An 18,638-nucleotide genomic window follows, 5' to 3' on the forward strand; every position below is an offset into this window, starting at 1 on the left:
CTCGGATGGAAACGAGGTCGAGGGCGACCAGCGTGTCCTTCATCCAGAACTCGCGGGGCGCGACGTCTCGCCACACGAACAGCATCCCGGTGCCGGTCGGAACGTTGGTGCGGCCCGACAGGCCGGTGCCTTGCTCGGCGAGCGTGCGCGCCACCTCCACGGTGAACCTGGCCCCGCGGCCGCCGGAGTCGAAGCGGATCACCGTCCGGCCTTCGGGCGCGCGCCCGCACCCGGCCATCACCACGACCAAGAACACCGCCATCACCACGCGTCGCACGGTTCTTACCCTACGCGCGCCGCGTGACTCGTTGACGGCATCGGGCCGCCCTCGTACGGTGCCGCCATGCATGTAGCCGTCACCGCAGTGGGCGTCGATCGCCCCGGAATCGTCGCCGCCGTCACCAAGGTTCTCTTCTCCTTCGGGGCCAACATCGAGGACTCCCGCATGGCGATCCTCGGCGGGCACTTCGCCATGGTGCTCATCGTGGCGACACCCGAGGGGGGAGATCCTGCCGCGCTCGAGGCTGCCCTTGCCGAACCCGCCACCCGGTTGGACCTGATGGTGACGGTGCGCCCGGTCGCCGAGGCCGCGCACGCCACCCCGGGCGGGAACCCGTTCGTCGTCAGCGTTTACGGAGCGGACCACCCCGGGATCGTGGCGCGCGTCTCCGAGACGCTGGCTTCCGAGAACGTGAACATCCAAGACCTCGCCACCCATGTGATCGAAGGCGACCCGCCCGTCTACGTCATGCTGCTCGAGGTCGAGATTCCCGGCGACGCCGCGCGCGTCGAGGCCGCGCTGGCTCGGGTGGGAGCGGAGGTCGGCGTCGACGTCTCGATGCGGCCGATCGAAGCGGAAACGCTGTAGTGGCCGTTCGTCCCGTCGTCCGGTACCCCGCGCCGGTCCTGAAGCAGCGGGCGGCCGAGATCGCGCCGGGTCCTGAAGCCGAGGCACTCGCGCGCGACCTGGTCGACACGATGCTCGCGTCACCGGCCTGCGTCGGTCTGGCCGCGCCGCAGATCGGAGTTGGGGCGCGCGCCTTTTGCATGGACGTGACCGGACACAGGAAATCAATCAGTTGCCACGGCCTGGTCGTGCTGCTGAATCCCCTCATCGTCGAGCGCGACGGCGCCGAGCTCACGCGCGAAGGCTGCATGAGCGTCCCGGACTTCACGGGCAACGTCAAGCGCGCTGAGCGCATCGTTGTGCGCGGCGTCACCCCGGACGGCGTCGAACAAGAGATCGCGGCCGACGCCTTCGAGGCGCGCGCGCTGCAACACGAGATCGACCACCTGGACGGCTTGTTGTTCCTCGACCGCGTCGCCTCGCTCACGGCCGACGTGTTCGGACGCAAGCGTTACGCGCCTCCTTCCGGCTGACGCTCCTTTCCCGATCACATCACTCGGTTTCCGGCGGCCCGAAACGACAGGTGCGCGACCCGGAACCTATAATCGCCGCGAACGTCGACGCTTCGCGTCGCCTGGAAAACAAGACCATCTGAGGAGATACCCGCGATGCCAGACGGGGTACGTATCGCTCTAGGATTCGCCATCATGTTCGGCGCGCTCGGACTCGCGTCGCGCCGAATCCGCGTAGTCGTCGAGCTTCTTCGCCGCGGACGTCCCGACCCGGGACGCTCAAAGAACGTGCCGGTGAAGATCAAGGCCGAACTAGTCAAAGTCCTTGCGCAAAAGAAGCTCTTCCAGTGGTCGTTTCCGGGCCTTCTGCATGCCCTGACATTCTGGGGTTTCTTGGTTGTGCAGGTGACGCTGATCGAATCGGTCGGCGAGTTGTTCGATCCGGAGTTCAAGCTTCCTTGGATCTTCCACGGCGAGTGGATGGGCTTCGTCCAGGACTCGTTCTTCGCCCTCGTCACTCTCGCGCTGATCGGCTTTGCGATCATCCGCGTGCGCAACGCACCGAAGAAGTTAGAGCGAAAGAGTCGCTTCTACGGCAGCCACCTCGGACAGGCGTACTTCATCTTGTTCATGATCTTCATGGTCGTGGCGACCGTCGCGGTTGCGCGCGGCGCGCGCTTCGCGTTGGACACCTTGCCGTACCCGACCGGTGCGTTCGTTTCGCACGGAATCGGGATCACCATGGCCGGTCTCAGTCACAACGCGCTGCGCTGGATCGAAGACGTCGCGCTGCTGGCGCACTTGGCGGTCGTGTTCTCGTTCCTCGTGATCGTGGTGAACTCCAAGCACATGCACATCTTCACGGCACCGATCAACGTCGCGTTCGGCCGCCAGCCGCTCGCGCTCGGCGCGCTGCAGCCGATCGAGATCGACATGGAAAACATGACCGAGGACACCGTCTTCGGCGCCGGCAAGCTGGAGCACCTCACCTGGAAGCAACTGCTCGACGGCATCACGTGCACCGAGTGCGGGCGCTGCCAGTCGGTCTGCCCGGCGTGGAACACCGACAAGCCGCTGAACCCGAAGTTCATCATCACCGGGATCCGCGACGACATGTTCACCAAGGGCGACTACTTGCTCGGCAAGAAGGCCTTCGACCCGGCGTCGCCGGAAGGCCAAGACCCCGAGCACGTGATGAACAAGGCGCTCGTTCCCGGCGTCTTCAGCGAGGACGTGTTGTGGGCGTGCACGACCTGTGGCGCATGCACCTACGAGTGCCCGGTGGACATCGAGCACGTGGACACGATCGTGGACATGCGTCGCTACCAAGTGATGATGGAATCCGCGTTCCCGCACGAGGGCGGCTTGATGCTGCGCAACCTCGAGAACTCCGGAAACCCGTGGGGCGCGCCGGCCAGTCAGCGCCTTGACTGGGCCAAGGGGATCGAGGATCGCTTGGTCGTGCTGAACGGACAAATGCCGGCCGACGCCGAGTACTTGTTCTGGGTCGGGTGCGCCGGCGCCTTCGACGACCGCGGGCAAAAGACCACGCGCGCGCTCGCCGAGTTGCTCATGGAAGCCGGGATCGGTTTCGCGGTGCTCGGCCCGCAAGAGACCTGCACCGGCGATCCCGCGCGCCGCTTCGGCAACGAGTACTTGTTCCAAGAGATGGCCAAGGCCAACATCGAGCTGTTCAACTCCAAGGGCGTGCGCAAGATCGTCACCGCATGCCCGCACTGCTTCAACACTCTCGGCAACGAGTACTCGCAGTTCGGCGGGGAGTTCGAGGTCATCCACCACAGCGAGCTGCTCGCGCGCCTGGTGAAGGAAGGACGACTCAAGCCCTCCAAGGAAACAGCGGCGGCGATCACCTATCACGACCCGTGCTACCTCGCGCGCCACAACGGCGTCGTGGACGAGCCGCGCAAGGTCATCGACTCGATCCCCGGCGTCAAGACCTCGGAGCCCGAACGCAGCGGGAAGAAGACCTTCTGCTGCGGTGCGGGTGGCGCGCGCATGTGGATGGAAGAGTCCATCGGCAAGCGCGTCAACATCGAGCGCATGGAGCAGTTGCTGGAGACCAACCCGGATGTGGTCGCGGTGGGCTGTCCTTACTGCGCGACCATGATGGACGACGCGGCCAAGGAACTGGCGTCGAAGGGCAAAGCGTCGGAAGACCTGAAAGTCATGGACATCGCGCAGTTGTTGGCGCAGTCCGTCGGCGTCGGCCAGAAGGCGGCGACGGCGACCGAGTCCGCCGAGTAGCGCACGCCGGCTTCAGTACGAAAGAGCGAGGCTAAGCCTCGCTCTTTCGCGTCAAAGCGATTACCCCGCAAACGGCAGGAGTCGGAGAATCGTCGGCGAAAGCCTGATGCATGGCGTGACGGATCACGCGGGGGGGGAAGAGATGCGGAAACGACTGTCGGTTGCTCTGGCACTGTGCGTGATCGCTTCCGCGGGGGTGCCGGCCGCGGCGCAAGCGCCGGTTCCGACTTCTTTGACGCTCGGCGGCCCGTCGCGGGTCTCGGTCGGGAGTTCGGCGACCATCGCCGGCCGGCTGTCCATCGTCACGAAAGCCCAGTTCCCTGCACAGAGAATTGAGATCCAACTCGACGACATACCAATAGCATTCGGTGAGACCGATACCGACGGCGCCTACCGAGCCCTGGTCTCATTCGCCAATCTCGGGACGCACTCACTGATTGCCGTCGCGCGAAACGCGATCGGGATCGAGTTGGGCCGCAGCGCTCCGCACACCGTCGAGGTACTTCCTCCCGGCGCGCCGATCGTGGTCGTAGCAGGAACCTCCCATACTTGCGCGCTGGCAGACGGTGGAGTGCGCTGCTGGGGCAGCAACTGGGCCGGTCAGTTAGGAGACGGCACAAAGGCCCGCAGGCTCGCTCCGGTCGCGGTTTCCGACGTGACGGATGCGACGGCGATCGCTGCCGGAGGCGCACACACCTGCGCGATCGTCTCCGGCGGCGAAGTTCGCTGCTGGGGAAAGAACGACGCCGGCCAACTCGGGGACGGCTCCACAACCGACAGCAGGACCCCGGTCACGGTATCAGGCATCAAGGATGCAACGACTGTCACCGCCGGATACGAGCACACGTGCGCGATCGTCTCCGGCGGCGTCGTGCGTTGCTGGGGAAGCGACTCGTACGGCCAGCTTGGCGATGGTGGCACGGTCAACCATTCCCTCCCTGTCTCGGTCGTCCGCATCACGGACGCGACGACGATCTCCGCAGGCGATTCGCACACGTGCGCGGTTGTCTCCGGAGGCAAGGTGCGCTGCTGGGGAGCGAACTTCAGCGGGAGTCTCGGCAACGGCACGAACGGTTCCCGTGACACCCCCACGGAAGTCCGAGACATGCCCGGCGCAACGGCGGTCGCTGCGGGCACCGACCACGCGTGTGCCATCGTCTCCGGCGGAGAGGTGCGCTGCTGGGGGGCAAACGGCGTCGGCCAGGTCGGCGACGGCACTAGGACCCGCCGCTACACGCCGGTCGCGGTCTCCGGCGTGACCGATGCAACCGCAATCACCGCCGGATACGGCCACACGTGCGCGATCGTGTCGGGCACATCCCGGTGCTGGGGACGGAACACCCTCGGCGAACTCGGCGACGGCACGACGACCAACGCTTTGACCCCGATCAGCGTCGCGGGCATCGCCGACGCGGTCGCAGTGACTGCCGGGGCATCTCACTCCTGCGCGCTCGCTTCCGGCGGTCTGCGCTGCTGGGGGAGCAACTTCGACGGCCAGCTGGGCGACGGCACGACAGCAAACCGTTGGATGCCAACTGAGGTGCCGGGGATGTCCAACGCCGTCGCGGTCGCAGGTGGCGATGCGCACACGTGCTCCGTCATCTCAGGAGAAGGTACTCGCTGCTGGGGGAGCAACTGGTGGGGCCAGCTCGGTGACGGCACCACGACGCACCGCTTCATTCCGGCAGAGGTTCCCGGTACCGAAGATGCGATTGCGCTTGCGGGCGGCAATGCCCACACATGTGCGATCGTCACCGGCGGTGGGGTTCGCTGCTGGGGGCTCAATTCGTCGGGCCAGCTCGGGGACGGCACCACAACCGACAGTGGAACTCCGGTGGCGGTCTCGGGAATCACGGGTGCGACCGCACTGGTCGCTGGGGGAAACTACACCTGCGCGATCATTACGGGAGGCGAGGTCCGCTGTTGGGGAGAAAACGAAGGGCAACTCGGGGACGGCACTCGGACAGATAGCCCCATCCCCGTCGCGGTGGCCGGCATCACCAACGCCACCATGCTCGCAGCCGGATGGAGTCACACCTGTGCGGTCCTATCGAGCGGCGCCGTCCGCTGCTGGGGAAACAACTGGTCCGGCCAGCTCGGGGACGGCACCACCACACCACGTTGGACTCCCGTTGCGGTTGAGGGGATCGACGATGCCATCGCAATCGCGACCGGGGCAGTGCACACGTGCGCAGTCCTGTCGGGGGGCGGAGTCCGCTGTTGGGGAGACAACTGGCTCGGCCAACTCGGCGACGGAAGGGCCGTTCGACGTCTCACTCCGGTCGCCGTGACGAACATCAGTGACGCGAGGGCGATTGCCGCCGGGGCCGCCCACACGTGTGCGATCGTCACCGACGGCGCAGTCCGTTGCTGGGGATACAACGACAGCGGTCAGATCGGCGACGGCACGACGAGCGATCGTCGGACTCCCGTCACGCTCTCAGGAATCGCGGACGCGTCCGCGATCGCGGCCGGTGACGTGCACACCTGCGCGATCACCTCTGCCGGCGACATGTTGTGCTGGGGAGACAACTCGTACGGCCAGCTCGGAGACGGGCAAGCCGGATACCGGACCCTGCCGGTGGGCGTTGTCTGGACGTAGCCCGCAGGGCGCCGGCGGGCCTTGCCAACACGAGCCGCCGTGGGTCATGGTCATCGCGCAGTTGTTGGCGCAGTCCGTCGGGGTCGGCCAGAAGGCGGCGACCGAGTCCGCCGAGTGGGGTCGCACCGGCCTCAGTACGAAAGAGCGAGGCTTAGCCTCGCTCTTTCGCGTTTGACGTGTCCCGTGGTGTACGGGTGCGCCCCTGAGTTCCTTCATCTTCTCACGCGTCCGCGCAAATGCAAGAGCCGGGTGGCAGAGCGGCTATCCCTGTTCACCACTCCGGCGATGGTCCCCCAACAAAGTCGTTGAGGGGTGGACCCGACGAGACTCGAACTCGTGCCTCGCTCTCCTCAGGGGCGCGTGCTACCGGCTACACCACGGGCCCACCGCCGTGCGAAAACGTAGGCGCGCGCCAGGAGCGGAGCACGTCCGGGAAGATCGGGAGAACTCGGCTCAGGACGACGCGACAAGGACGTCGAGAGGCGATGCATGGTCGTTGGTGACTGATGTTATGATGTTGCCATCATGCGGTATCAGCGAACCCAGGTGTATCTCGACCCCGAGCAGCACGCGGCGCTGATCGCTGAGGCGGCCGCGCGCGGGATCTCGCTCGCCGAGTTGATGCGCCGCATCGTGAACGACCACGTCTCGAAGCAAGCCCCCCGCTACGACGCAAAGACCTGGGATGCGCTCATCGGAGTTGCGGGGGAGTCCGACGACGAGCCGACGGACGTCGTCTCGGACTGGAAGGGCGAGGTTGCGAAAGCGTTCGCGGCGGGCCACGCCCGCGAAACCGCCCCGCCGGCGCGCAAGCGAGCGACGAAGCGGTGAGCGTCTTCGTCGATGCCAACGTGCTCGTGGCCGGCGCGCTCCCGTCGGAACGCGCGCACGCCAAAGCCGTCCGCTTGCTTCGGGAAACCGAGACGCAAGGCCCGTTCACGACCGACCACGTCCTCGTCGAAGCCTGGCACGTTCTTCGCGCGCGCAAGGGCTTCGCTAGCGCCCTGCGGTTCTGGCAATCGCTCGCGCACACGCCGCTGACCATCGAGGCGGTGTCGCTTCCCGACCTCGAGCGCGCGCGCGCCATCGCCGAGCTATGGCAGGACCAGGAATTCGACTTGGTGGACTGCGCGAGCTTCGCGGTGATGGAGCGCGTCGGGTGCGCGCGCGCGGCGTCCTTCGACCGCGACTTCGCCGTGTACCGCTTCGGGCCCGGGCGCGCGCGCGCGTTCGAGATCCTCGGTTGAACGGCGCGCGCGCTCCCGCGTTCTGGTGTCGATTCGGCGTCACGTATGTCGCTCATCCCACACCAGAACCGGCGGCCGGTGGCGGCGCGCGCGCCGGGCTCGAAGGAGGATCAAGTCACGGCGACGCAGGGCCGGATCCCCCGTTCTGGTGTCGATTCGGCGTCACATGTGTCGCTCATCCCACACCAGAACCGGCGGCCGGTGGCCGCGCGCGCCGAAGTGGCGCGCGCGTGCGGCATAATGTCCCGGCATTTCGGGGGAAGGAGCCCGCTTGATCCTGTCGGACCGTGACATCCGCAAAGCCATCGTTGCCGGCGACCTAAAGATCGACCCGCTGGACGACGCCATGATCCAGCCGTCGAGCATCGACCTGCACGTGGACTCGTCGTTCCGCGTATTCGTCAACAACCGGTACCCCTACATCGACGTGCGCAAGCCGATGGAGGAACTCACGTCGTTGGTGGAGGTCGGCCCGGACGAGCCTTTCATCCTGCACCCCGGCGAGTTCGTGCTCGGCTCGACCTTCGAGAAGGTCACGCTCGGCACGAGCCTCGTCGCGCGCCTGGAGGGCAAGTCCTCACTCGGCCGCCTCGGCCTGCTAATCCACTCCACCGCAGGCTTCGTTGACGCCGGGTGGTCGGGCCACCTCACGCTCGAGTTGTCCAACGTGGCGAACCTGCCGATCACGATCTACCCCGGGATGAAGATCGGACAGTTGTGCATGTTCCAGATGACTTCGCCCGCCGAGCGACCGTACGGGTCGACCGGGAAGTACCAAGGGCAGCGCGGTCCGACGGCCAGCCGCTTCTACATGGACTTCGCGAAGCTCTCCGGCGCGACCACGGTGCGCGCGCCCAAGAAGGTCTCAAAGCCGAGCACAGGCAAAACGGAACCGAAGAGAAAGCCTCGCAAAGCCTGAGGTATATTGGGCCGTCGAAGATCTAATCGCGGATGTAGTTCAATGGTAGAACGAGAGCTTCCCAAGCTCTAGACGGGGGTCCGATTCCCCTCATCCGCTCCGCTACACGTCGCAGGGCAATTTCGGTCGACAAACGAACTCGTTGGTGTCGACGGCAAGTTTCCCAACGAGGCCTTGCCACATCATGGCGTCCACCGTACCGAGCGCTCCACCGCCGACCTCGTCCGATCTCACGGTTCCGATAATCGTCGCGTCGCGGGAGAGGGTCGCGGTTCCGTAGGCCGCGAAGGTCCGCGGGCTGGCCGGATCGAAGGCCGGGACGAAGTCCTCGGACGGCCCCACCGCCGTGCCGCCGGTCAGAAGGAGATTCGCAACGATCTGCCGGCCGGGGGCCTGGGACTTCACAGAGAAGCTGACGGAGGCATCGCTCATCCCGGGGGAGATGTTCAGCGTAATCGGCACCAACAGCGAGCAACCGCTATCGACCCGGCTATCAACCGTCACGCTGATGCAACCTACGTAGCGCGCGCCGGGAGAAACCGTCGCGGGAAGATCTGCGTACGTCTGGTAGTCCGGCGGTTGCGGGTTCGGGACCGCCGAAGCCATGCCGGATGCGTCGACACCTTCGAGCCGCAGCAGCGAGACGGAGACCGCGCCGCCGCCGGCCATCTTCCCAGCGACGGCAACGCCGTTGGCGGCCACGAACGACGTCTCGTACGGACCGGCTACTGCCGGGGAGAAGGAAAGCATGCCGGTGAGCGCAAACGCTCCCATCAGCCAGCGATACCGCATCGTGGTTCCTTTCAGAGTTCTATTGAAGACGCGTCCCGCTAGATTTCGACGCGATACAGGCCCGACCCTGCCGGAGCAAAACCGGGTGAAACGAGCAAAACAGGGGAGTTGCACCTAAGAACTCGCGACGAAAGAGGCGAAGCCCCACACCAAGACGACAAGGCCTATGAACAGGTTCGCGAGGACACGTCCGCGCGCGCGCGGCCGCGGGGCATCGTCGGCATCCGGCCGAATGCGCGGGCGCAACAGCGCCCACGCGTTGGCAGCGAACAGCGCTCCGCCCAGAGCCATGACCAACTCGGCGAACAACTGCGGAAGAGGCATCACGTTAGGTCACCTCCACGGCGGGAGCCGATGCTCCCGCCGATACGGCCGTCACCCGATCGCCGAGGATAATGATGATCCCGGCCGCAACGATCAGGACCCCGCCGGCGAAGGTGTTCAATCCCGGCCGCTCGCCCAGCAGCCACCACGCGTACAGCACCGCTGAGGCCGGTTCGAGGTATAGAAGGACTCCGAGTTGCTGCGCCTGCAACGCCCTCATCGCGTGGAAGAACACGATGCCCAGGATCCCGGAGTGCACCACTCCAAGGAGAAGCAGCACCGGAGCGTTCGATCGCAAGTCGGTAGCGCGCGCCTGCGCAAGAGCCGGCGTAAGCACGAGCGCCGCCACGCCCAGTTGCCACACGACGATCGCCGCGGGCTCGTAATGCCCACTCAGGATCTTGCCCACCAACATCAGTAAGGCGAACAGCACCGCGCTGCAAAGCGCGAATGCGAGCCCCAACCGATCGATTCCCCCGAGATCGGGGACGGCGATCAGTGCGATCCCCCCGAAGGCAAGCGCGAGCGCGCCGACCGACACGGCGCGAAGACGCTCTCGCAGAACGAATGGTGCGGCAACGGCCATCAGTACGGGACCGAGGTAGACGATCAGGATCGTCGAAGCCACAGTGAGCCGCTGGAACGCCTCAAACAGCAGCACCCAATGCGCGGCCAGGACGACCCCTGTCGACGCGAGGAGCCACGGGCGCGCGCCCGGCCGGAGCTGCGCGAGGCGGCCGCGAACTGCCATGTACCCGACGACGACGACGAACCCGAGGATCAGTCGCACGAAGACGATAACGGCGGCCGGGACGTCCACGTGTTTGACGATCGAACCGATCGTGCCCCACGTGAGCGTGCAGGCCAAAACCTCTAGGTATCCGGCTCGTATCCGCATAGTGAAAGCCCCGCAAAGCGGGGCCTTCACTTTAGTCGTGCGCGCACCCGGCGCGCGCCGGTCAGGCGTCGCGGGAAGCGGTCGGCTTGCGCATCCGGCGCGCGCCCCAAATCACGATAACCAGCGCCGCGAACGGACCGAGCCACACGCCCAGGATCAACGCACCCGTACCCATCCGCACCAAACCGTCCAGCGCGGTCTCCCACGCCTTGGCGAACGACGGTCCGGTCTCGTCGCGAGGAATCGCTCCCGGCTCACCAAGGTGCACCGACACCATGCTGTAGTCCGTGCGGGCGTCGATGTACTTGATCTGTCCGGTGATCTGCTCGATTTGCCCTTGCACCTCCGACAGACGCGTCTGTACGGCGAGCGTGTCTCCGATCGACTTCGCCTTGGAGAAGAGCCGCAGTAGAACTACCTCTTCGGCGCGCAGATGCCGCTGTTGGCTCTGCAAGTCCACGTACTGCTGAGTCACGTCCTCCGACGACGTCGACTCCGAACGGACCAAGCCGACTTCGCGCAGTCTCCTCAGCGCGGTCTCCAGGCGCTCCGCAGGAACCCGCATCGTGATATCGCCGCGGGCAACCTGGTCGCTCTCTTCCTGAAGCGGAACCGGACCACCCACGTCACCGCGGTTGGCGCTGAGCACTTGGCCACCGACGTCCTTGGCGATCGCATACACCGCGTCCCAGGTGCGAGAGAAGGACTTCTTTGGGACTTCAACCCACATATCGGCCGTGCGCATCACTCGCTCGTCGAACCCGGCAATCGCGCCCCCTGAAACGGCTGTGACCGCGTTCTTCTGGTCGGATACGGGAGCCCCCTCGAGGGAAAAGCCCGGTGCCGCGGGTGCCAATTGCGGCGCTAAGACCCCTGTGTCTCCACTGCCTCCGCCGCCGGATACAAACTTGAGTCTCGCAGAAGAGGGAACCGCCGAGTCGCGTTGCGCGAGCGAGCCGGCGGCATACGCCGACCCGAGCACAACGATCAGAATGAGCGCACCGTACCTCGTGCGTCGTGACAGCTTCGGTCTCATCGCGCACCTCCAGATCGCACGTCTTCACCTTTGACGGGGAAGACCCGGATTGGGTTCCGAACCAACCCGGCGCCTAGACGCGCGCCAGGTTTTCGAACTTGGTGAACTGCCCCAGGAAGGCAAGGGTGATGGTGCCGGTCTGGCCGTTGCGGTGCTTCTCCAGCATGATGTCGGCCTCGCCCTTACGCTCGCTGTCGGGCTTGTAGTAGTCCTCCCGGTAGACAAACATCACGACGTCGGCATCCTGCTCGAGCGCGCCGGACTCGCGAAGGTCGGCCAGACGAGGCTTGCGCGGTGTCGATCCCTGTTGCTCGAGTTGACGCGACAACTGAGACACCGCCAGGACGGGAACGCTCAGTTCCTTGGCGAGGATCTTCATCGAGCGCGAGATCTCTGAAACCTCTTGGACGCGGTTCTCGGTCCGCCGCGGCGACGTCATAAGTTGGATGTAGTCCACGACGACCAATCCGAGTCCGAACTTGTCCTTCAGCCGGCGGCACTTCGCGCGGATCTCGGCCATTCCGATCGACGGCGTGTCGTCAATGAAGATCGGCGCTTCCGCGAGCCGACCGACCGCGTGAGACACGCGTCGCCAGTCTGCCTCGTTCATGCGTCCGGTGCGGATCTTGTTTGTATCCACGCGCGCCTCGGCACAGATCATGCGCTGGACGATTTCCATCCAGCTCATCTCGAGCGAGAAAATGACGACGGGGAGTTCCGCGGTCTGCGCGACGTACTGCGCGACGTTGACGGCAAACGCCGACTTGCCCATCGCCGGGCGCGCGGCGACCAGGATCAAGTTCCCGGCCTGCATTCCGGCAAGCATCCGATCCAGATCGGTGAAGCCCGTCGGCACTCCGGTGATCTCCGCGCCGCGCGCGGCAAGCGCTTCGATGTGGTCCATGCTCTCGGCAAGCAAGTCGCGGATCGGAACAAAGTCCTGCCGGATACGTCCGGAAGCAACTCCGAGCATCAACTCCTCAGCGCGGTTGACCATCCCCTCGACGTCTTCGGGGACTTCGTAAGCCTCCTGGGCGACCGTCGTCGCCGCGTCGATCAACCGCCGCAACGTCGAAAGCTCACCGACGATGCGCGCGTAAAACGTCGCGTTGGCGGCCGTCGGAACCGACGACACAAGCGTGTGGATATACGGCCCGCCGCCGATCTCCTCGAGTTTGCCTCGCCGGCGCAACTCCTCCGAGACCGTGATCGCGTCGACGGGTTCACCCTGCGTGAACAGGTCGCGGATCGACGCACAGATCGTCGCGTGCGCCTCTCGATAAAAATCGTCGGGCCGAACAATCTCCAGGGCCTCGCCGACCGCCGTCTTGGACAGCAACATGGAACCGAGCACCGACTCCTCGGCTTCGAGGTTATGCGGCGGAACGCGCCCTCCTGGGGGCGGAGTCCGCTGAAACGCTGCGACCTGTGCCATCAGCCGCAGACCTTAGCGTCTGGGTATGACATCCACAGGTTGTCCACGGCGCTGACCACGTGTTCCCCAGCGATGTCCACAGGTTGTCCACAGGTCCCAAAAAACACTGACGGCCGCCCGAAGGCGGCCACCGAGAGAAAAGCCATGTGAGACAACAGCCGCGATTATAGGGAACGTCGCGAGCACGTCAAGGTGAAGAATCGAGACCGGGAAAACCCCGGGCCGCGAAGGTCCGAGTCTGGAGGATTCCCCGGCGCTGCGTTGAATCACGAAGGGAGCCCGCGAGAGGAGACACCGCAATGCAGCTTCCAACACGCAAGAGACCGCTCTGCCTGATGGTCGCGGCACTGATCACGGTTGCCGTGCTGGCGCCGATCGGAGCACCGTCGGCAGCGACATCGGGGATCGAGCAGGCCGGCCGCTATTTCGTAGACGACCAAGGACGCGTTCGCATTCTGCACGGGACTGCGTTCATGAACATCCAGCGCTCCTCTGAGGTCCATAGCGCCGAGTTCAACGCGGACGACGCCGCTTTTCTTGCATCGAACGGCCTCACGCTCTTGCACCTCGACATCTTTCTCTCCGGCGTCATGCCGGAGCCCTACACCTTCGATGAGGCGTACCTAGATGGAGTCGAGAAGATCGTGAATACGGCGCACGCCGCAGGGATCTCGGTGTTTCTCGACTTCTGCCAGGCGGCTTGGGCCAACAAGTACGACGGGATCGGAGTACCCGACTGGATGGCCGAGGACGACGGCGTTCCGAGCACGGCAGCCTCGGAGAACCTCGCCGCGAAGTACTTCGGGAACCCCGCGTTGTGGCGCGCGCTCGACAACTTCTGGACGAACGCAGAGGTCGCGGGTGCCCCCCTCCAGGATCACTACGAGAGCGCGTGGCGCCATGTGGCCGGCCGATTCAAGAACCACCCGGGCGTCCTCGGGTTCGAGATCATGAATGAGCCCTTCCCGGGGACTCAGTGGTCGTCGTGCGCGAGTCCTGCGGGTTGCCCTGCGTTCGACAAAGCGATGTTGCAGCCCTTCACCGAGCGGATGGGGAACGCAATCAAGGAAGTGGCTCCCGACAAGTTCGTTATCTATGAGCCGAACGTCACCTTCGACTTCGGGGCCAACACCTGGCTCGAGGACCCCGGCACGCGGCCGGCGGCCCTTTCCTACCACATCTACTGCCTCGGGCTTCAGTTCGGCACGCCGCCAACGGGGGACCCAGGATGCGAGCAACTCGGCGAACGACCGCAATTCGGCTACGCCGCCGACTACGCACAGAAGTACGGGATTCCTTTGATCCTTAGCGAGTTCGGGCACTTCACCACTACGAAGGAAGAGGACGTGAGCCCGATCATCGATCGCGTCGCAAACATGGCGGACGAGATCGGATCGAGTTGGACCTACTGGCTGTACGCGCTGGGGAATCCCGAAGGAGATGACCCGGACTACACGTCTTCGAGCATCGTGAAGGACCTGCGCAAGCCCCCCACGGAAGACAATCTCGTTCAGAACCGTGTGAACGCGATCGTGCGAGCTTATCCGCGCGCAGTCGCCGGAACCCCGTTGTCCTACGCGTGGGAAGGCGAAGCCAAGAAGTTCACCCTCGAATACACGCCGGCGCGCGCCGACGGAACGGGTACGTTCGAAAAGGGATCGATCACAGAGGTATTCGTTCCGGAACGGCAGTTCCCAACCGGCTACACCGTTGATGTCGATGGTGCGACAGTGGACTCGGAACCGGGAGCACCGATACTGCGGCTGAAGTTGGACGAAGGCGCTACGCGCGTCTTCGTCACGATAACTCCGGCCGGCTAGACGGACTCTGCCGAAGTCCAGACGCTATGGCAGGAACCGGAATCCGTGTCACTTGACGACACAGAAATCCGGCGCTCGACAGATCAGCCGTTGACGATGCGGCGAATGCGGTGGTTGCCGGTGTCTGAAACCAAAAGGTCTCCGTTCTCTGTAATCACAAGCGAGGAGGGGTCCGCGAAGCGTGCGGGTCCCGACTTGCCGTCGGAGAAGCCGCGAGTGGTGCTCCCCGCAAGTACGGAAAGCCGTCGACCCCGCAGCCTCCACACGACGCTGTACTCGCCCGTCGAAGTTACGAACGCGATCGCGTGCTCGGCGTCGTACGCGAGCCCGACCGGAGATCCGCGAAGCCTGGCCACCGACGTTACGCCATCCGGCTCAACGATCTTGCGCAACACGCGGTTGCCGGTGTCGGCGACGAGAATCCCCCCACCGGGCATCACCGCCACACTCGTCGGCGTGTCGAAAAGCGCCACCGACGGCTGTCCGTTCTTCTCGCCCGCCGTTCCCAGTCGTCCCGCGATCGTTGTCACCGTGCCCGTTCCGTCGGCGTCCAGTTGCACGCGACGGATCGCATGCGCACCGGCGTCCGCGACGATGATCGAACCTTCTTCGTCCACGGCGATCTGGCGCGCGCTCGCGAAGCGCGCCATGCGGCCGAATCCGTCGGCAGCCTCGTCGGCATCCGACCCGCAGGCGGTTCCGATCACCGGACCCCCCGCGACGTGGACCAGGCTCGAACTGGCGCCCGCCGGATCCTGCAGACGCCAGATCGCGCAACGAGTCGCCACGTACAGCTCCCCCGCCGCTCCAACGGCTAGACCGGTCGGCGCATCCTGAAGTTGCTCGCTTTCCGTTCCCTGATCCTCGCGGAACCGAAGGGTGTGCACCGTGCCCGCGGTGTCGATTCGACGAATGCGCCGGTTTCCGGCGTCCGCAACAAAGACGTTTCCCTCCTCGTCGCCGGCGATCTGCCCGGGCGAGTCGAAACGAGCCTTGGCGCGCGCTCCGTCTAGATCTCCGCGCGAAGACCCCGCAAACGTCTCCGTCGTGGGGTACCACGGCTGCCAGGGAATCCACGCGCGCCCATCGAACGACTCGAGGCCGTTCGCAGCCAGCCCGACGTCCGACATCGTGAAGAGGGTGTCGCCAACAACAAGAGAACGCCGAACGGAAGGGTCCCAGTACGTACTCGGGTCCATCGATTCGGTCGAGTGCTCGACTCGGCCGATCTCCTTGATCCCATGGCGCGCATCCACGCTCAGCCCGATGACGCCGGAGAAGCCCTCGCCATCCCAGGTGTGCACGGGCAACACCAGCGTGCGCGTCGAGGGCCACCAAAGGAACGCGTGATGCTCGTCCTCGGCCTCCGAATACGCATCCGGGAGATTCCATCGCTGACGGAGCCTCGGGCGCGCGGGATTCGAGACGTCGAAGACCGATACTTGCAAGCCGAGCACTTGCCCCTTGTCGTCGGCGTGCTTGCCTACACCCAGGAGCAACCCGTCGCCGATCGGGTGCAGATACGCCGAATACCCGGGGATCTTGAGTTGGCCGCGCGCAACCGGACGCCGGGGATTCGACAGATCCAGCACGTACAGCGGGTCGACTTGGCGGAAGGTGACGACGTAGCCGAGATCACCGATGAACCTAACCGCGTAGATGCGCTCATCCCGGCCGAGGCCGCCGATCCTTCCGACCGGAACCAGGACGCGCGCGCGTCGCTCAAGCACCGTGACCGCGCTGGAGCTTTTCCCGCGCGGCGACGACGGCTGCAGTGTCGTCGCGACTCGCAGGTGCCCTTCATGCTCGGACAGAGCCCACTGGTTGAGCAGGTGCCCGGTCACCGCTCCCGAGGCCAGGTAGCGCGCGCGACGTCCGGAGATGTCGAACTGATGGATCTGTGTAGAGACCTTCTCGCGGGCAACACGCAAGCCGCCGCCGACCTGATCCCAGCGGTTCGTGGCGACGTAAAGGTTCTCCAAAGACGCATACACAGTGGACGCGTCGGCCAGCACCGTCGCGCCCTTGTCCGGCTTCGGGTCGGCAGGGTCGACCGTGACCACCGTCACCATGCCGGCGCCCGAAAACGACTGCGGCCGGTAGACCTGCTCGCATTCGACGATGCGGCCCGTCGAGACCTGGCGCTTCTTGCCTCGCGTCACGTCGAGGGCGAACCGCGGAAGCCACTGCGCCGCGCTCGAGCGTTGCAGGACGGCTCGATTGCGCAACGTCGCCGCACGCTCGGCCCACGCGGCGTCGTTCGCTCGCCCGCCGACGGAGGACGGACTCACGAACGGGAGGTTTGGAGCGCCGGTCTTGACCACGACGCGCACCAGCCCGTCTACAAGGCGCGCCGCAACGTAGGACCCCTCGACATGCAAAGTCGAAACGACGCGCATTGCCACGGGGTCCGAGACGTCTATCACTGCGATTGCGGTGCGGAGTCCCCTCCACCCCTTGAACGCACGCGGCTCCCGTGGTTTCTGTCCCGCCCACTCGGTAGAGAGCACCAGCACGCGATCACCGGCAAGCAACAATTCCTGGCCGTCACCCTCGGGCAAGTCCATCGTCCCGGCGAGGCGCGGTCGGCCGGAGCGCACGTCGACGTAGTGGAATTGGCCCTGGGCGATCACGAAGATCCGGTCGCCGTCGGTTTTGACGAGGTCGGGTTCATCTACGCCGGCCTCCTGAACGTTGGTCACCGAGAAGTCCCGACCTCCACTTGGCGCGCCGGCGGACATGGCAGCCGGCGCCGAGAGAAGCGAGTCACCCAACACTGCGAAGTCCATCGGAGCCGACCGCCACATCAGCCCGGATCCTTCGCCTTCCTCCATCCCCCACGGTCCGACGAGCTTCTGCGCGGCCCGGCGCAGGTGAGCCTCAAGATCCGCGCAACGACTGAAGCGCTGCAGCGAAACAGCGGACGCTTTGGCCGCGGCCTTGTAGGTGGGTGCCTCGCTCGGGAGCGGAGAGGCCGACTCCTTCGGCTGGACTCTGGCGGTTCGAGGGCTGTGCCCTACGAGGACGACGGCGAGACCGACCACGATCACCAGCGCAATCTGCAGGTACCTGCGCATGAGCCCCCTCCTGCTCGACAAGCCGCTGGGTCGACGGCCCTGTCTGCCCGAAATGTACGACGCCGTCCGGCCGGTAAAGGTTCCGCGAGAATGCACAGCCCGCAGTGGGGATCGGAGGCGTTACGCCGGGAGCGTCCGGCTCAGTACGCGACTTGGCAGAAGCCGTGGTTGCAGTACCCGCCGGGGTTCTTCGACAGGTACTGCTGGTGGTAGTCCTCGGCGTAGTAGAACTCGGGCGCGCGCGCGACCTCGGTCGTGATCTCGCCGAAGCCGCCTTCGTATAGCTTCTCCTGATAGCGCTTCTTCGATGCTTCGGCGGCGTCGGATTGCTCGTCGGTGTACACGAAGATCGCCGAGCGATACTGCGTGCCGACGTCGTTGCCTTGGCGCATGCCTTGCGTGGGATCGTGGTTCTCCCAGAAATGCTTCAGCAAGGTGTCGTATGAGATGACCGCCGGATCGAACACGACCACCGCTACTTCCGCGTGACCGGTACGACCCGTGCAGACTTCCTCGTAGGTCGGGTTGGGCGTGAAGCCGCCCGAGTAGCCGACGAAGGACGAGTACACGCCGGGCAAGCGCCAGAAGATTCGCTCCGCGCCCCAGAAGCACCCCATCGCGAACATGGCGACCTCGTGGCCCGGCGGCCACGGCCCGCGAAGCGGGGCGCCGAGCGCGTGATGCACGGCCGCAGACGGAACCTCGGAGATCATCGCCCTTCGAATCTAGCAGGGGCCGAAGGCCGAACGCTTGGCTGGACGACGCCGGCGATACGGTGACAATCAAACGCCCCCTGTCCATCGACGCGGCAGACTGCGCACGACTTCTGCGCATTCCCGGGAACCCCGAGCTAGCTCGCATACC

At 65.4% G+C, this 18,638-nt stretch carries 15 protein-coding genes, 2 tRNA genes and 1 pseudogene; 9 read left to right on the forward strand and 9 right to left on the reverse strand.

Annotated elements, in window-relative coordinates; all coding sequences use genetic code 11:
- A partial coding sequence (locus WDA27_06190) for a DUF192 domain-containing protein (GenBank protein ID MFA5890525.1) occupies positions 1 to 277 on the reverse strand: 277 nt, incomplete at its 3' end.
- Positions 278 to 343: 66 nt separating this feature from the next.
- Here WDA27_06190 and WDA27_06195 point away from each other — a divergent pair.
- From WDA27_06195 to WDA27_06210, 4 genes are all read left to right on the forward strand, one after another.
- Positions 344 to 868: an ACT domain-containing protein gene (locus WDA27_06195; GenBank protein ID MFA5890526.1), complete on the forward strand. Its 525-nt coding sequence runs from the start codon at positions 344 to 346 to the stop codon at positions 866 to 868.
- Positions 868 to 1,380 (forward strand): peptide deformylase, encoded by a 513-nt coding sequence (gene def / locus WDA27_06200; protein MFA5890527.1) that lies wholly within the window; start codon positions 868 to 870, stop codon positions 1,378 to 1,380. The genes WDA27_06195 and def overlap by 1 nt, the downstream gene beginning before the upstream one ends.
- Before the next feature lie 135 nt (positions 1,381 to 1,515).
- Entirely contained in the window at positions 1,516 to 3,624 is a 2,109-nt protein-coding gene (locus WDA27_06205; GenBank protein MFA5890528.1) for a (Fe-S)-binding protein, read from the forward strand.
- 142 nt (positions 3,625 to 3,766) lie between these two features.
- Entirely contained in the window at positions 3,767 to 6,226 is a 2,460-nt protein-coding gene (locus tag WDA27_06210; GenBank protein MFA5890529.1) for an RCC1 repeat-containing protein, read from the forward strand.
- Positions 6,227 to 6,539: 313 nt separating this feature from the next.
- Here WDA27_06210 and WDA27_06215 read toward each other — a convergent pair.
- Positions 6,540 to 6,611: transfer RNA gene (locus WDA27_06215), tRNA-Leu, on the reverse strand.
- Positions 6,612 to 6,751: 140 nt separating this feature from the next.
- On the opposite strand from WDA27_06215, the gene WDA27_06220 reads away from it, so the two are divergent.
- The 4 genes and pseudogenes from WDA27_06220 (at position 6,752) to WDA27_06235 (ending at position 8,491) form a co-directional block, all read left to right on the forward strand.
- Entirely contained in the window at positions 6,752 to 7,057 is a 306-nt protein-coding gene (locus WDA27_06220; GenBank protein MFA5890530.1) for a ribbon-helix-helix protein, CopG family, read from the forward strand.
- Positions 7,054 to 7,473: a PIN domain-containing protein gene (locus WDA27_06225; protein ID MFA5890531.1), complete on the forward strand. Its 420-nt coding sequence runs from the start codon at positions 7,054 to 7,056 to the stop codon at positions 7,471 to 7,473. Before WDA27_06220 ends, WDA27_06225 begins: the two co-directional genes overlap by 4 nt.
- Before the next feature lie 271 nt (positions 7,474 to 7,744).
- Positions 7,745 to 8,305: pseudogene (gene dcd, locus WDA27_06230) on the forward strand (dCTP deaminase).
- A 115-nt stretch (positions 8,306 to 8,420) separates the two neighbouring features.
- A tRNA-Gly gene (locus WDA27_06235) sits at positions 8,421 to 8,491 on the forward strand.
- Between the two features lie 3 nt (positions 8,492 to 8,494).
- Here the strand turns inward: WDA27_06235 and WDA27_06240 are convergent.
- The 5 genes from WDA27_06240 to dnaB all read right to left on the reverse strand — a co-directional run bounded on the left by WDA27_06240 (position 8,495) and on the right by dnaB (position 12,877).
- Positions 8,495 to 9,184 carry a hypothetical protein gene (locus tag WDA27_06240; protein ID MFA5890532.1) on the reverse strand — a complete coding sequence of 230 codons (690 nt, stop codon included), beginning with the start codon at positions 9,182 to 9,184 and terminating at the stop codon, positions 8,495 to 8,497.
- 114 nt (positions 9,185 to 9,298) lie between these two features.
- Positions 9,299 to 9,511 carry a hypothetical protein gene (locus WDA27_06245; protein ID MFA5890533.1) on the reverse strand — a complete coding sequence of 71 codons (213 nt, stop codon included), beginning with the start codon at positions 9,509 to 9,511 and terminating at the stop codon, positions 9,299 to 9,301.
- Between the two features lies 1 nt (position 9,512).
- Positions 9,513 to 10,406, reverse strand: a complete 894-nt coding sequence (locus WDA27_06250; protein ID MFA5890534.1) for a DMT family transporter — start codon at positions 10,404 to 10,406, stop codon at positions 9,513 to 9,515.
- Between the two features lie 61 nt (positions 10,407 to 10,467).
- A complete protein-coding gene (locus WDA27_06255; protein ID MFA5890535.1) occupies positions 10,468 to 11,442 on the reverse strand; it encodes a DUF4349 domain-containing protein in 975 nt (324 codons plus the stop codon).
- A 73-nt stretch (positions 11,443 to 11,515) separates the two neighbouring features.
- Positions 11,516 to 12,877, reverse strand: coding sequence for a replicative DNA helicase (gene dnaB, locus WDA27_06260; protein MFA5890536.1), 1,362 nt, complete (start codon positions 12,875 to 12,877; stop codon positions 11,516 to 11,518).
- Between the two features lie 299 nt (positions 12,878 to 13,176).
- On the opposite strand from dnaB, the gene WDA27_06265 reads away from it, so the two are divergent.
- A complete protein-coding gene (locus tag WDA27_06265; GenBank protein ID MFA5890537.1) occupies positions 13,177 to 14,697 on the forward strand; it encodes a cellulase family glycosylhydrolase in 1,521 nt (506 codons plus the stop codon).
- 83 nt (positions 14,698 to 14,780) lie between these two features.
- On the opposite strand, the gene WDA27_06270 is transcribed toward WDA27_06265, so the two are convergent.
- Together WDA27_06270 and msrA are read right to left on the reverse strand one after the other, a co-directional pair.
- Positions 14,781 to 17,774, reverse strand: a complete 2,994-nt coding sequence (locus WDA27_06270) for a beta-propeller domain-containing protein (protein MFA5890538.1) — start codon at positions 17,772 to 17,774, stop codon at positions 14,781 to 14,783.
- A gap of 140 nt (positions 17,775 to 17,914) precedes the next feature.
- Entirely contained in the window at positions 17,915 to 18,487 is a 573-nt protein-coding gene (msrA, locus tag WDA27_06275) for a peptide-methionine (S)-S-oxide reductase MsrA (protein MFA5890539.1), read from the reverse strand.
- Positions 18,488 to 18,638: the final 151 nt, after the last annotated feature.

The organism is Actinomycetota bacterium (assembly GCA_041658565.1).
Classification (GTDB): Bacteria; Actinomycetota; AC-67; order AC-67; family AC-67; genus JBAZZY01.

Excerpts from the sequence above, each read along its gene's own strand:
- WDA27_06195 (MFA5890526.1), top strand. The coding sequence starts at position 344 with ATGCATGTAGCCGTCACCGCAGTGGGCGTCGATCGCCCCGGAATCGTC.
- WDA27_06205 (MFA5890528.1), top strand. The coding sequence starts at position 1,516 with ATGCCAGACGGGGTACGTATCGCTCTAGGATTCGCCATCATGTTCGGC.
- WDA27_06210 (MFA5890529.1), top strand. The coding sequence starts at position 3,767 with ATGCGGAAACGACTGTCGGTTGCTCTGGCACTGTGCGTGATCGCTTCC.
- WDA27_06220 (MFA5890530.1), top strand. The coding sequence starts at position 6,752 with ATGCGGTATCAGCGAACCCAGGTGTATCTCGACCCCGAGCAGCACGCG.
- WDA27_06240 (MFA5890532.1), bottom strand. The coding sequence starts at position 9,184 with ATGCGGTATCGCTGGCTGATGGGAGCGTTTGCGCTCACCGGCATGCTT.
- WDA27_06250 (MFA5890534.1), bottom strand. The coding sequence starts at position 10,406 with ATGCGGATACGAGCCGGATACCTAGAGGTTTTGGCCTGCACGCTCACG.
- WDA27_06255 (MFA5890535.1), bottom strand. The coding sequence starts at position 11,442 with ATGAGACCGAAGCTGTCACGACGCACGAGGTACGGTGCGCTCATTCTG.
- dnaB (MFA5890536.1), bottom strand. The coding sequence starts at position 12,877 with ATGGCACAGGTCGCAGCGTTTCAGCGGACTCCGCCCCCAGGAGGGCGC.
- WDA27_06265 (MFA5890537.1), top strand. The coding sequence starts at position 13,177 with ATGCAGCTTCCAACACGCAAGAGACCGCTCTGCCTGATGGTCGCGGCA.
- WDA27_06270 (MFA5890538.1), bottom strand. The coding sequence starts at position 17,774 with ATGCGCAGGTACCTGCAGATTGCGCTGGTGATCGTGGTCGGTCTCGCC.
- msrA (MFA5890539.1), bottom strand. The coding sequence starts at position 18,487 with ATGATCTCCGAGGTTCCGTCTGCGGCCGTGCATCACGCGCTCGGCGCC.